The 13,988-nt window shown below is 48.0% G+C and carries 10 protein-coding genes and 1 other annotated feature; of the genes, 1 reads left to right on the forward strand and 9 read right to left on the reverse strand.

Annotated features, from left to right (window positions below):
* Positions 1-36 precede the first annotated feature (36 nt).
* The 6 genes from MHH50_RS23425 to lspA all read right to left on the reverse strand — a co-directional run bounded on the left by MHH50_RS23425 (position 37) and on the right by lspA (position 6,732).
* Entirely contained in the window at positions 37-1,320 is a 1,284-nt protein-coding gene (locus MHH50_RS23425; RefSeq protein ID WP_076276759.1) for a dihydroorotase, read from the reverse strand.
* A 109-nt stretch (positions 1,321-1,429) separates the two neighbouring features.
* Positions 1,430-2,335: an aspartate carbamoyltransferase catalytic subunit gene (locus MHH50_RS23430; protein ID WP_036683376.1), complete on the reverse strand. Its 906-nt coding sequence runs from the start codon at positions 2,333-2,335 to the stop codon at positions 1,430-1,432.
* Between the two features lie 4 nt (positions 2,336-2,339).
* Positions 2,340-2,903, reverse strand: coding sequence for a bifunctional pyr operon transcriptional regulator/uracil phosphoribosyltransferase PyrR (gene pyrR / locus MHH50_RS23435; RefSeq protein WP_036683379.1), 564 nt, complete (start codon positions 2,901-2,903; stop codon positions 2,340-2,342).
* A gap of 893 nt (positions 2,904-3,796) precedes the next feature.
* Positions 3,797-5,050, reverse strand: coding sequence for an LL-diaminopimelate aminotransferase (locus tag MHH50_RS23440; protein ID WP_076098555.1), 1,254 nt, complete (start codon positions 5,048-5,050; stop codon positions 3,797-3,799).
* A gap of 205 nt (positions 5,051-5,255) precedes the next feature.
* The gene (locus MHH50_RS23445; RefSeq protein ID WP_076192046.1) at positions 5,256-6,227 is read right to left on the reverse strand and encodes an RluA family pseudouridine synthase; all 972 of its coding nucleotides are present in this window, start codon (positions 6,225-6,227) and stop codon (positions 5,256-5,258) included.
* Positions 6,220-6,732 (reverse strand): signal peptidase II, encoded by a 513-nt coding sequence (gene lspA / locus MHH50_RS23450; RefSeq protein WP_036683603.1) that lies wholly within the window; start codon positions 6,730-6,732, stop codon positions 6,220-6,222. The genes MHH50_RS23445 and lspA overlap by 8 nt, the downstream gene beginning before the upstream one ends.
* A 245-nt stretch (positions 6,733-6,977) precedes the next feature.
* On the opposite strand from lspA, the gene MHH50_RS23455 reads away from it, so the two are divergent.
* Complete coding sequence (locus tag MHH50_RS23455; RefSeq protein WP_076098553.1) at positions 6,978-7,700, forward strand: TraR/DksA C4-type zinc finger protein; 723 nt, start codon at positions 6,978-6,980, stop codon at positions 7,698-7,700.
* Between the two features lie 92 nt (positions 7,701-7,792).
* Here the strand turns inward: MHH50_RS23455 and MHH50_RS23460 are convergent, their stop codons facing one another.
* The 3 genes from MHH50_RS23460 to MHH50_RS23470 all read right to left on the reverse strand — a co-directional run bounded on the left by MHH50_RS23460 (position 7,793) and on the right by MHH50_RS23470 (position 13,845).
* Entirely contained in the window at positions 7,793-8,089 is a 297-nt protein-coding gene (locus MHH50_RS23460; protein WP_051491300.1) for a DUF5665 domain-containing protein, read from the reverse strand.
* Positions 8,090-8,418: 329 nt separating this feature from the next.
* Positions 8,419-11,511: an isoleucine--tRNA ligase gene (gene ileS / locus MHH50_RS23465; protein WP_340033513.1), complete on the reverse strand. Its 3,093-nt coding sequence runs from the start codon at positions 11,509-11,511 to the stop codon at positions 8,419-8,421.
* A 1,361-nt stretch (positions 11,512-12,872) separates the two neighbouring features.
* Positions 12,873-13,147: a binding site (T-box leader), on the reverse strand.
* Between the two features lie 185 nt (positions 13,148-13,332).
* A complete protein-coding gene (locus MHH50_RS23470) occupies positions 13,333-13,845 on the reverse strand; it encodes a DivIVA domain-containing protein (RefSeq protein ID WP_051491297.1) in 513 nt (170 codons plus the stop codon).
* Between the last annotated feature and the right edge of the window lie 143 nt (positions 13,846-13,988).

Consider the following 13,988-nt stretch of genomic DNA (forward strand, 5'->3'; position numbering starts at 1 on the left):
ATCTGTAAAGATCAGCAATTTCGCCTCACCAGTCCGCTAGTTTTTCTCAGTCCATACGGCTTTGCCGTCCACCCAAGTTTTTACTGGCCAACCCTTAAGCTTCCAGCCGCCAAAAGGAGTGTTACGTCCTTTGCTTGCGAAGGAACTTGGGTCTACTTCTTTTTCCTGCTCCAGATCGATCAGTGTCAAATCTGCAGGAGCTCCGATCTCCATAACCCCGGTGTTCAATCTGAATACCCGTGCAGGATCGGCAGTCATTCTTTGTACTAGTAAGGATAAATCCCATTTTCCTGTTTCTACAAATGATGTGTATAAGAGTGGGAAAGCTGTCTCGAATCCAACGATACCAAAAGGTGCCAGCTGCATTCCTTTCGCCTTCTCTTCTTCACTATGTGGCGCATGATCTGTAACAATCATATCTAGTGTGCCATCAAGCAACCCTTCGATACACGCTTCAACATCGCGGCGGGAGCGCAGCGGCGGGTTCATTTTCCAATTGGCATCCAGGCCTGGAATATCGTCTTCAGCAAGAAGCAAGTGATGCGGACATACCTCAGCAGTTACTTTAATGCCGATCTCTTTTGCTTGGCGAATCAGCCGCACCGACTGTTCAGTACTGACATGGCATACATGGTAATGAACGCCTGTCGCTTCTGCCAGCAAAATATCGCGTCCAACATGGATCGCTTCTGACTCATTCGGAATTCCTTTGAGGCCATGCTTCTTAGCGAACTCACCTTCAGCTACACAGCAGCCTTCAACCAGTGAATTATCTTCGCAGTGGGCAATGACTGGCATATCGAGCGATGCTGCGATGTTCATTGCATCTTTCATCATTTGAGCACTTTGTACGCCCACACCGTCGTCTGTATAACCAATAGCTCCAGCTTCTTTGAGCGCTGCAAAATCCGTCAACTCACGTCCGAGCTCATTTTTCGTAATGGCTGCATAAGGAAGCACTTTAACTAGTCCTGCTTCACGCGCCTTGTCTTTCACAAATTGCACGATCTCCGGGCTATCTGTCACCGGACGAGTATTTGGCATACATGCAATGGTTGTAAATCCGCCTTTAGCAGCTGAGCGACTTCCGGTTTCCACTGTTTCCTTGTGTTCAAATCCCGGTTCACGCAAGTGCACATGCATATCAATGAGTCCCGGAATGAGCAGCTTACCTTCAGCATCAATGATCTCCGTGGCTTCTCCGATAGCTTCATTTCCGTCGATTATAGCCGAGATCACACCCTCCTGAAGTTCGATGTGTTTGCGCTCAAGCAAGCCTTCCTTATTCAATACGCTGGCGTTTCTAATAATCACTGTCATGATTCTACCTTTACCCTCAGATCACAGCTGCGGGCCCTCTCGTTATTATATAATAAAAATTCATATTTGTGTATATTTATTAGTCTCTATACGTTAGCATTCTGTAAGCTTATAGTAAAGCTCTTTCGAGAACCGCCATCCGGACCGGTACGCCATTAGACATTTGCGGGAAAATCCGCGATTGACTGCACTCAACTACTGCATCATCAATCTCTAGATTCCGGTTAACCGGAGCTGGATGCATAATGATTGTGTCTTTGGCCAGCTTAGCTGCCCGCTCTTCTGTTAGACCATAGTGGCTACGGTAATCTTCAGCAGACAGCTTAATGCCGGAAGTATGGCGCTCAAGCTGTACTCGAAGCATCATTACTACATCCGCTTTAAGAGCTTCTTCCATAGTTACGTAAGGCGCATACTCCATAAGCTCAGGAGCCTTCATATTATCCGGTGCGCAGAACTGCACCTTGGCTCCCATTTTCGTAAGCCCCCAGAGATTAGAGCGCGCTACGCGGCTATGCATAATGTCCCCAATGATGGAGACTGTCAGGCCCTTTAGTTCCCCAAAGGTTTTGGTCATGGTGTATAAATCAAGCAGCGCCTGCGTAGGATGTTCATTGTTGCCGTCGCCCGCATTGATAAGCGGTATGGACACCTTCTCAGCTAACTGCTGCAGCACACCTGCAGGCTTCAAACGCACAACTCCGGCATCGATCCCCATCGATTCCAGTGTGCGCACTGTATCGTAGATCGACTCCCCTTTTTCTACACTAGAAGCTGCAGCCGTAAAATTAAGTACTTGCGCACCTAGTCGTTTCTCTGCCATCTCGAAAGAGAAGCGTGTGCGTGTGCTGTTCTCAAAAAACATGTTAGAAATAAAATGGGAGTTCAAGATGGGCGTTAGCTTTTCACTTTGATTGTCCCAAAATGCTGTTCTGTCAAGCAGTTGGATAATTTCCGACCGGTCAAGCTCTTTGATTCCCAGCAGACTACGTTCCTTTACCTTGGTAAGTGTCATGATGTTATCGTTCCTCCCGGTTTGAAATAATGTAGACCTCATCTTTGCCGTCGTATTCCTTCAGCGCCACTTCAATCTGCTCGTGCTTTGAGGTAGGTACATTCTTACCGATGTAGTCCGGCCGGATCGGCAGCTCGCGGTGTCCGCGGTCAGCCAGTACTGCCAGTTGAATCATTCGTGGGCGTCCGCAATCCATCAAAGCGTCCATCGCCGCGCGGATGGTGCGTCCGGTGTAAAGTACATCATCGAACAAAATGACTTTCTGATCATGAATGCCAGCACTTCCTGAAGTAATAACGACGTTGCTCTTCACTACTGCTTCACTGCCTTCCACTTCACGGTCATCCCGGTAATGTGTGATATCCAGCTCACCGTATGGAATCTCGACGCCTTCAATCTCCTTGATGCGCTCAGCGATACGTTGTGCCAGATACACACCTCGTGTCCGAATGCCGACCAGCAGACAATTCTCGATACCTTTGTTCTTCTCCAAAATCTCATGAGCAATACGCGATAAGGCCCGGCGGATCGCCGTTTCATCCATAATGACATTTTTCTCAGTAACCATAATCTTGTCACCCTCCAGCTTGTTCGCCTATTCAAGTTCCCGGAAATCAAAAAACTCCTTGCCTATAACAGGCAAGGAGTGAAATCCGCAGATGAGGAAGATGACGGCCGCGCGCATAAAAAGACAGTTCCGTATTTACACACGGATACCTTTCTAAGAGTCGCGAACCTCGATTCACGTTACCTTGCCAGCCTCACAGGACTGAATTAAAGGCGCTATTCATTTAACAAGAATTATGACAGAACAACCCCCTCATGTCAACTTTCTCTGCCTAAACTTTTGCACTTCTCTTCCTTACTTCTATTAACAACAAGGGGGAGGCGGTACTCAGTATATCTGCATAAAAAACGAGGCTGGTCCCAAGTTGCCGTTTCATGGCTTTTTGGACAGCCTCGTTTATGTTCTTAACACTACTTAATGTCCAAATGATTCAAAAGGCGCACCTAGTAATGCTGAAAATGATGCAATCGGTGAGGTACTTATATAGTAATTAAGGAATTTCTCCCTGAAATTCAGTGATTTCTGTTCATCGGACTTGTTATTAGGGAGTTTTTCCCTGATTTCGTACATTTAGAGCGAATATCGGCTAATTTCAGGGAGTTTTTCCCTAATTAGTTTAAAATCCACTCTTTACTTCGCACAAACACAGAACGCATATCGCTCACCACACAAGCCCGCCACACAAGTTCACTGCACAAATTCCACCGTCACAGCTACCACAAATCATCTACTGCAAGCTGTACGAAAATCAAACATAGCAGTAATACACAACACGTGGCATATAGTCATAGGGCACAGTAACATCTACAACATTTCCTATTCCATAAAAAAGAAGCTGCCCCCAAGTAGAATTCACTACTTTTGGGACAGCCTCATTAATTCAATAACAATGCTTAAAACTCAAATTCCACATCACTAAGACGTCTTTGAATTTCAGAGATGACACGTCTCTCTTCCTCTTCACCTTTAGCAATAAAGGTAACGGAGAAACGAACAAACGGACCTGCATCGTCCCAAGGCACAGTGGAGATCAGCTTCTCACGAATGAGGAATTGGGAGAAATCTTCACCGGATTCAAAGCGACGGCCGTCTTTGATTCCCTTAGGTGCAGCGACATACAGGAAGAAGGAGCCTTTTGGCTTCTCAGCTTTAAAGCCGAGGCTGTTCAGTGCATCAACCAGCAGGTTGTGACGACGGGAGTATTTATCCGCAATCGCTTCAGTAATCTCCGGATGAGCAAGACCATAAGCCGCTGCTTTTTGAATCGCGATAAATTGGCCGGAATCGTTGTTATCCTTCACATCGCTGAAGGCTTTAACCACTAGCGGATTACCAGCCACAAAACCAATTCTCCAACCCGTCATATTGTAAGACTTAGAAAGAGAATGCAGTTCTACACCCACATCCTTTGCACCTGGAACGGAGAGGAAGCTAAGTGGCTTCAAACCGTCATAGGTCAAGGCAGCATATGGTGCGTCATGGATAACCACTACATCGTATTTTTTCGCCCATGCAACGACCTCAGCAAAAAACTCAGGAGTGGCACTAGCGCCCGTTGGATTGTTTGGATAGTTTAGATAAAGAAGCTTAGCTTTACGAGCAATGTCTTCCGGAATTTCATTCAGATCTGGAAGGAATTTGTTCTCCTTCTTCAGCTCCACTGTAAATACTTGTCCACCCAAATATTTAGTATGTGTACCCAAGACTGGATAACCCGGCACGGTCATAATCGTGATATCACCTGGATTGATGAAACAAGATGGCAACATAGCCAGCGCAGGCTTCGATCCGATGGAGTGAACTACCTCCGTGTCTGGATCAATTCCTTCCACCCGGAAAACTTCCCGCAAATATTCAGCAGCAGCAGTCTTGAATTCGGCAATTCCATTGTCCGCATATCCGCGGTTTTCTTCCTTCGCTGCTTCTTCAGCAAGCTTAGCTACGATACCCGCATCAGCCATCTCATCCGGCTCGCCTACGCCCATATCAATTAGTTCAATGTTAGGAAAATCCTGTTTTGCGGATGCTTTAGCACGTTTGATTTTCTCGAATTTATAAATCGAAGTGTCTTTGCCATAATTGGCACCGCCGATGCGGTCTGCAAAATTAGTCTGAATGAAGCTATCTTGGTATTGTTCAATACTCATACTGTCATCTCATCTCCTGAATATCTATTCTACTTTTAAAAGAAACGGCTTCGCCGTCCCTTGGATGGCGTATGTTTCCGGATATCCGTTTCATTATAAAAATAAGGATAAAGAATAAGGCATTACCCTTTCTTTATCCTTATGTTTTTAAATATGCCGTAAAGTAGTGTTCAATACCATAGACTAATTATCACTTCATTTGTACTTATCTGCTGCGTAGTGTGAACAGCACTTCTTCCATATCCTCTGGAATAGGTCTGCTGAATTCTTTATATTCACCTGTGGTAGGATGAACAAATCCAAGCACCGCCGCATGCAACGCTTGTCCATTCATCGTAGTGCCCTTGCTGCGTCCATATATCGGATCACCTACAAGTGGATGGCCAATGAACTTCATATGTACCCTGATTTGATGCGTGCGGCCAGTCTCCAGCTGCAGCTCCAGCAGTGTACAATCTCCGAAACGTTCCATTACTGTAAAATGGGTTACGGATTTCTTGCTGTTCTTTTCGGTTACTGTGTATAGCTTGCGATCATGTGGATCTCTGCCAATCGGTGCGTCAACAGTGCCCTTATCATGCGACAAGTTGCCGTGTACGACTGCAATATATCGGCGCGTAACACTATGCTCTTTAAGCTGTGCGGCAAGCGAGGCATGACTGGCATCATTCTTAGCCACCATGATAAGACCAGAGGTATCCTTATCGATCCGATGGACAATACCTGGACGAATCTCACCGTTAATGCCGGACAGATCCTTACAGTGATACATCAGCGCATTTACTAAGGTGCCTGACGGATGTCCCGCAGCTGGGTGCACAACCATGCCCCGGGGTTTATTAATCACAATGACATCGCTGTCTTCATATACAACTTCAAGAGGAATGTTCTCCGCGATCAAATCCGTTACTTCTGCTTCAGGGACAACAACGCTAACCACGTCGCCTTCCGATAACTTATAGTTGGCTTTCACTGGCTTGCCATTAACCGTAACGTTACCGCCGCTGATCCACAGCTGCACCTGAGAACGGGAAATTTCTTCTTCCCATGATTCCGTAATATATTTATCGATTCGCTCCCGCGCGTTCTCTGCCGAAACGGTCCATTCCGTGACGTCCCTCTCTTCTTCGCTCGTAGATGCCGCTTGGTGATTGACGTCTTTATTCAAATCATTCATTCCCTTCTCTTACTTCCTTTGCTTCTTTTACTTCTTTTATTTCCGTAATTTCTTCGCCATTCTTAAGGTCACGAAAAGAATCCAAAAGAATCAATCCAACCCCAATGACAATACAAGAATCCGCCACGTTAAAAATCGGGAAGCTATAGCTCCCAAAATTGAACAGAAGGAAATCAACAACCTCACCATTGATTATTCGGTCCAGGAAGTTACCGATAGCTCCACCCAGTACAAGCCCTAGGGCAACAGATAACAGCTTCCGCGAGTGTCTAGTCTTGTTCAAATACCAAACGATACCACTAACCACTACAACCGTAACTAGAAAGAAGAACCATTGCTGACCTTCGAGAATCCCAAAAGCAGCCCCGCGATTGCGATGAGAGGTAATCAGGAAAAAATCTCCGATAACAGAAATCTGTTCTCCGATCTCCAGACGTGTAGCAATGAGATACTTTGTCCCTTGATCCACCAAAAATACAATAAGAGCAATCAAATAGTACACCACAGAAGTTGTCACTCCGTTCTTATTTTTCCCGCTAAATGCGGTACGAATACTGTTTAAAGACTTGTATATTGTAGCACAGCCCTTAAAGAATCGTCTATTGCGGGACATCCGCTAAGTTCAATCTTGGGGACTATTTTCCAGCGCTAAAATCCCTGCTCTCCGGTCAACCTAACAGAGAACCATCCGGTGTTATCCGGCAAGTCGGAATGATTCTTATAAAAGGTACAGAAAGGAGCTTTCTCATTATGACGCACCTGACAGTACAGCAGCTCTCAGAGCTACGCGCACGATTGGAAAAAGATCGGGATACGATTCAGCACAGGCTTCAGAATAATGAACATTACGGCTTAGATGAATCCATGCGGGATGGCTCCGGAGAACTTTCCGAGAATGACAACCATCCAGGAGATGCAGCCACCGATTTGTATAATCGCTCCATGGACATTTCACTGTTAGAGCGGGACGAGCATGAGCTGGACGATATTGAAGCTGCTTTATCCGCTATGGATAATGGCACCTATGGGATATGCAAGGCTAGTGGTGAGCCGATCCCTTTTGAACGTTTATCTGCCATCCCTTCCACACTTTATTGTAAAGAGCACAACCCGCGGCAAAACGCACCTTTCACTCGTCCAGTGGAAGAGGAGCTGTTATCTCCACCTTTTGGACGAACCAGTCTGGATGAACGCGACGATCAAAACGGTTTTGACGGTGAGGATGCCTGGCAGATTGTTGAAAGCTGGGGTACCTCGAATTCTCCCGCCATGGCGGAGGGCAACAATATTGATTCTTATAATGATATGGAGATTGAAGCCGATGAGCTGGAAGGCTGCGTAGAGCCTTGGGAGAACTTTATCGCCACTGATATCACGGGCAACAATCTAATTGTAGTGCCTGGACGGAGCTACCAGCGTTATTTGGACAGTGACGAGGCAACCCATAGCCTAGATCCTCTCGACGAAGACTAAACACAGATGTCCTCAACACAAAAACATTTAAACAGCGTACTGTTCCAGTTTTGAGGAATGGTTCGCTGTTTTTAATCTTAACGTTTCGATGGCTATTTGAACTCTAGCTGACGTTGTACGATCCGCACAATATCCGCAATATAATCACCAATGATCGGTAGATTGAGCGCGCCTAGTCCCTGAAGGATATAAATAATCGTTGCCGCAAAAAAAGTAAAACCCAGTGCAATCCCAACTCCCCGAGCTGCTCCAAATAAAATATTTCTCCAAATCAACCGCCAAGGTGAATATAGCAGATCCGTATATTGATAAATTCGGGATTTTTCCAAAATATGAGCCCACTCAAAGGTCAAACGGTACATCGTATTCATTTTTTCTTCCAGCGGAATATCCTCGGGATTACGCGGATCTGCTGTTAGATACTCAGGATTAACTTCAGGAAAAGCCTTATTCTCCTTTTCCTTGTCTGGGTTATTCTTATTGCCGGATGTCTTAATGGAGATTCTCCTCTTATTTCCCTCCACAGCTACGGCTCCTCTCATATGTCTTTCCTTCGCTACAAAGTAAACGAGCCCGGCCAAAGAGAATTCATCTCCTTAAGCTCGGGACTCGTTAGTTTTGCGCCGAAATATAAAGACTATATTTCCCGCATAAACGGAAGATCTCCGTTTACACTTATGCCGCTAGTATATGCTGTTTTGGGACAGGTAATGCAGAATTATGCTTCGATATGGATACCGATGGATTTGTCACCGACTTCTACCGTCTCAAAAGCATGTTCTCCATCAAAATCAACCGTAGTCACAAGAACATTGTCTCGCAATACATTGTCAAATGCTGTAACAGCTGCTTTTAGCTCATCGTCTAACTTCAAAGTGAGTGCGATCCGTTTCTCGATCGGCAGATCCAGACGTTTACGGTAATCTTGAACCGCGCGAATGATCTCACGAACCCAGCCTTCTTGTTCAAGCTCAGGCGTGATTTCGGTATTGAGCGCAACCGTAACTCCATATCCGGAAGCTGCGGCGAAACCTGCTTTGGCTTGTTTTTCAACAAGCAGCTCTTCAGAAGTGATTACAAGCTCTTCACCTTCAGGTGTCGCAATTGCAATTTTACCGTCCTGTACCGCATTGCGGGTAGAATCACTGTCGAGGCTTTTCAGGAAGCCTTGCAGGAAGCCTACATTTTTACCGTATTTTTTACCGGCTACCTTAAGATTCAGCTTGAGTGTGAAATCAACAAATCCGCTGTCACTGTTCTCCAGCACGATGTTCTTGATGTTGATCTCATCTTTGATGATCTCTTCATACTCAGCCAAATGGAAGTCACGGTTCATCGAAACGATCAGCTCGGACAGCGGTTGACGATTCTTAATGCCTGTTTCGTTACGTACGTTACGCGCCAACTCAACGATCTGTCTTGCACTTTCCATATCCTCTTCCAGCTCTTTATCGATCAAGTTCTCGTCAGCAACCGGGTAGTCTGCCAAATGCACACTTTCTCCGCCGCCAAGGTTCGTGAAGATATCTTCGGACAACATCGGTGTAAATGGAGCCATCAAAGTTGCTGTCGCCAAAAGCACATGAGTCAACGTACGGTAAGCATCCAGTTTATCTTCACCTAGGCCACTCCCCCAGAAACGGTCACGGGAACGACGGATATACCAGTTACTCAGCTCATCCACAAAGTTCTCAATAGCTCTAGACGTATTCACGAAGTCATTTACCGCAAGCCCTTTATCCACCAAAAGAATCAAGCTGTTCAGACGGGACAGAATCCAGCGGTCCAGCTTATGTTTTGATACTTTAAAAGGATGGTCGGCTGGATCGTAACCATCAATGCCCGCATACAGCGTCAAGAAGGCATGTGTATTTACCAGCGTATCCACTACTTTAGATTTCGTCTCACCTACAAGACCACGCGAGAAACGTTTATTATTCCACGGTGCACTGTCGGACAAAATAGCCCAACGGAATGCATCCGTGCCGTAATCGTTCATGATTTCCCAAGGATCAATAACATTGCCCTTGGATTTAGACATTTTTTGACCATTCTCATCGAGGATATGACCGTGAGCAATAACTGCTTTATATGGAGCTTTACCCTTGAACAAGGTGGATACTGCAAGCAAGCTGTAGAACCATCCACGGGTCTGGTCGATCCCTTCACAGATCATATCTGCCGGGTACTGATCATCCAGCTTATCCTCGTTCTCAAACGGATAATGGCTTTGTGCAAAAGGCATCGAGCCACTATCGAACCATACGTCGATCACTTCCGATGTACGAACCATCTCTGCACCTTCGCTAAACGGACTGCGCAGCTTGATCTTATCCACGAAAGGTTTATGCAGTTCGATATCTTCCGGAACATCACCAATCGCCATCGCTCTTAGCTCTTCAATGCTGTGTGGAGCAAACTCTTTGCCCGTTTCTTGACATACCCAGACATTGAGGGGTGTACCCCAATAACGGTTACGGCTGATATTCCAGTCAACCAGTTCATCCAAGAACTTCCCGAAACGGCCTTCTCGTACATGCTCAGGGTACCAAGTTACACTGTTGTTGTTAGCAATCAGCTGATCTTTGATCGCTGTAGTGTTGATGAACCAGCTGTCTGTTGCGTAATACAAAAGTGGGGTATCACAACGCCAGCAGAACGGATAGCTGTGCTCGTATTTCTCTTTACCGTAAAGCAATCCTTTTTCAGACAAAACCTTAATGATATCCAGATCGCAATCCTTAACAAAACGTCCCGCAAAATCAGAGACTACATCCGTATACTTACCGGAATTATCAACCACATTTACGAAGCTGATGCCATTCTCACGGCAAGTCTTGTAGTCATCTTCACCATGTGCTGGTGCCATGTGTACGATCCCTGTACCACTGGAATCTGTAACGAAAGAAGCGCCTACGATAACATTGCTTTTCTCTGCCTTAATATATCCGAATGGAGGTGCGTAAGTTTTACCGATAAACTCGGAACCTTTATGTGTAGAAAGGACTGTGTGCTCACCTTTCATTACTTCTTCGACCAAGTTTTTAGCAACGATGTACACACCATCTTCTTGTTGCACACGTACATAATCCATGTCCGGGTTCATAGCTAGCGCCATATGGGCTGGCAAGGTCCAAGGTGTTGTCGTCCAAGCCAATACGTAGTCTCCGCTGTCATCCAGCTTGAACTTCGCGGTCGCACTGAGATCCTTAACGGTTTTGTAGCCTTGAGCAACTTCATGTGAGCTTAGTGTAGTCTGGCAGCTCGGGCAATACGGGCTAACACGGTGTCCGCGGTAAAGCAACCCGTTCTCATGCACTGTAGCCAAGATGTTCCATACACTTTCGATATAGGTGTTATCCAAGGTTACATAAGGATTATCTAAATCCGTCCAGTATCCGATTGCTTCTGTAAATTCACGCCATTGCTTCTCATAACCGAAGACGCTGTCTTTACATTCCTGGATGAATTTTTCTACGCCATATTCCTCGATCTCTTGTTTGCCGGAGATGCCAAGCTTCTTTTGTACGCCTAGTTCTACTGGCAGACCGTGTGTATCCCAGCCTGCTTTACGTACCACGCGGTAACCTTTCATCGTCTGGTAACGACCGATGAAATCCTTGATTACCCGTCCCAGCACGTGTCCGATATGCGGCGCACCGTTTGCTGTAGGCGGACCTTCATAGAATACATAATTTGGACGTCCCTCACGGTTCTCCATGGACTTGCGGAACGTATTTTCGTCGCTCCATTTCTTTAATATGCGGACATCTCTTGCCCGCGCCTTTTCTCTGACATCTACTTTTTGCATGTGATGGTCAATCCTTTCATGGATTAGTCTATAAAGCTCTTTTCGATCTTTGGGCGACCTTGCGCAGCTGGTCGCTCACCGCTCTTGCCCGGGCACCCGAGCTGCGATCCCGCAGGGCAACAATCGCTCGGGGCGCCATACGCGACCTTGCGCAGCTGGTCGCTCACCGCTCTTGCCCGGGCTCCCGAGCCTCGTTCCCGCAGGGCAGCAATCGCTCGGGGCGCCATACGCGACCTTGCGCAGCTGGTCGCTCACCGCTCTTGCCCGGGCTCCCGAGCCGCGATCCCGTTAGGGCAGCAATTGCTCGGGGGGCCAATGGGCGACCTTGCGCAGCTGGTCGCTCACCGCTCTTGCCCGGGCTCCCGAGCCGCGATCCCGCAGGGCAGCAATCGCTCGGGGCGCCATACGCGACCTTGCGCAGCTGGTCGCTCACCGCTCTTGCCCGGGCTCCCGAGCCTCGTTCCCGCAGGGCAGCAATCGCTCGGGGCGCCATTTTCGCGACCTTGCGCAGCTGGTCGCTCACCGCTCTTGCCCGGGCACCCGAGCCGCGATCCCGCAGGGCAGCAATTGCTCGGGGCGCCATACGCGACCTTGCGCAGCTGGTCGCTCACCGCTCTTGCCCTGGCTCCCGAGCCGCGATCCCGCAGGGCAGCAATCGCTCGGGGCGCCATACGCGACCTTGCGCAGCTGGTCGCACAGCTCTTGCCCTGGCTCCCGAGCCGCGATCCCGCAGGGCAGCAATCGCTCGGGGCGCCATACGCGACCTTGCGCAGCTGGTCGCTCACCGCTCTTGCCCGGGCTCCCGAGCTGCGATCCCGCAGGGCAGCAATCGCTCGGGGCGCCATACGCGACCTTGCGCAGCTGGGCGCTCACCGCTCTTGTCCGGGCTCCCGAGCCGCGTTCCCGCAGGGCAGCAATCGCTCGGGGCGCCAATGGGCGACCTTGCGCAGCTGGTCGCTCACCGCTCTTGCCCGGGCACCCGAGCTGCGATCCCGCAGGGCAGCAATCGCTCGGGGCGCCATACGCGACCTTGCGCAGCTGGTCGCTCACCGCTCTTGCCCTGGCTCCCGAGCCGCAATCCCGTAGGGCAGCAATTGCTCGGGGCGCCAATGGGCGACCTTGCGCAGCTGGTCGCTCACCGCTCTTGCCGTAAAGGCCCCGCAGGCGAACCCGCCAGGGGAGCCTAAGAAGGGCCGCTCCTTCAGCCACATGAATCCGTTCGTTTCCACCACCGTACCTAGTTTGCACGAGGCTTTACTTTGCGGGTGTCCAGAGGGCAGCAGCCCTTGGGGTCCCCCTTAGAAAGGGGGATTTAGGGGGATGGCCGCCCCGGAACAACAAAATAAGCGTCATCCCACCCCCAAAGGGGCGAGACGACGCTCGCGATACCACCCTAATTCTGCGCATGAGCACATCCTTAAGGGGAGTGTATTCAGCACAATCTCAGTCCTGCGCGTAAATTTTGTGCACAGGTCCGGTGTAACGTCCGGCAGACGGTTAGGCTTACGCACGATCAACGCTTCAGCTTAACTTCTAGGGGAAGATCTTCCGGCAGGGTTCGAACAATCGGCTCGCAGCAATCGCCGACTCTCTGGAGAACGTTACCTTGTCGTACTTGTCCCGTCATCGAATACATATAAACATTATACAGATATGTTCTATTTATAGACTTTTTGAATCTAAATGTCAACAACCATTCGCCCAATCTAGCTATTATGAGCGTACTAGCGCATGGAGTTCACTTTATTATGGTCTATTTTATCGAAAAATAAAAATAGAGGGAATAGCTCCCTCTATTTAGCCAATTATCGTCTGAAACCTTTAGATGCGATGAAGAACATCATCCTTGAAAGCTACATTCTCGCTCGCCTCACGACTCTCTAAGGCATTCCAGTCATCCTGTGATAACAGCTCCAGCTGAGCTTCCACTAATGTCCGGAAACGAGTGCGATAGATCGAAGCTTGCTTGCGCAATTCTTCAGTCTCAATAGCAACCTTACGGGATTTGGATAACGCTTCGTTAATAATACGATCGGCGTTTTTCTCCGCTTCCTTGATAATGAGCTGGGATTCCTTCTTGGAGTTGTTCTTCACATCATCCGCCGCTTCCTGAGCGACTAAGATCGTCTTCGATAAACTTTCTTCAATATTCACAAAATGATCCAGACGCTCTTGAATAGACAAAAGCTGATTCTGCAGTTCCTTGTTCTCACGGATGACGCTTTCGTAATCCTTGATCACTTGATCCAGAAATTCGTTGACCTCGTCCTCATCATAACCGCGAAGTCTCCGAGAAAACTCCTTGTTATGTATATCGAGCGGTGTTAATGGCATGCTGTGCACCTCCTAGAAATTTCGGACCTTCTTTATCTCTAAATCGCAACTAAGCGGCAGACAAAGAAGAAAGACTGTACTTCAAGTAAAGGCAGAAGGTGTTCCTGTGTTCCGCCTGCCATTCATGGTCCGCCTCTTCTTAA

Source organism: Paenibacillus sp. FSL H3-0302, from assembly GCF_037982245.1.
GTDB classification, from domain to species: Bacteria; Bacillota; Bacilli; order Paenibacillales; family Paenibacillaceae; genus Paenibacillus_AQ; species Paenibacillus_AQ odorifer.

Coding starts and splice junctions, on each gene's coding strand:
- MHH50_RS23425 (WP_076276759.1), bottom strand. CDS start 1,320: ATGACAGTGATTATTAGAAACGCCAGCGTATTGAATAAGGAAGGCTTG.
- MHH50_RS23430 (WP_036683376.1), bottom strand. CDS start 2,335: ATGACACTTACCAAGGTAAAGGAACGTAGTCTGCTGGGAATCAAAGAG.
- pyrR (WP_036683379.1), bottom strand. CDS start 2,903: ATGGTTACTGAGAAAAATGTCATTATGGATGAAACGGCGATCCGCCGG.
- MHH50_RS23440 (WP_076098555.1), bottom strand. CDS start 5,050: ATGAGTATTGAACAATACCAAGATAGCTTCATTCAGACTAATTTTGCA.
- MHH50_RS23445 (WP_076192046.1), bottom strand. CDS start 6,227: ATGAATGATTTGAATAAAGACGTCAATCACCAAGCGGCATCTACGAGC.
- MHH50_RS23455 (WP_076098553.1), top strand. CDS start 6,978: ATGACGCACCTGACAGTACAGCAGCTCTCAGAGCTACGCGCACGATTG.
- ileS (WP_340033513.1), bottom strand. CDS start 11,511: ATGCAAAAAGTAGATGTCAGAGAAAAGGCGCGGGCAAGAGATGTCCGC.
- MHH50_RS23470 (WP_051491297.1), bottom strand. CDS start 13,845: ATGCCATTAACACCGCTCGATATACATAACAAGGAGTTTTCTCGGAGA.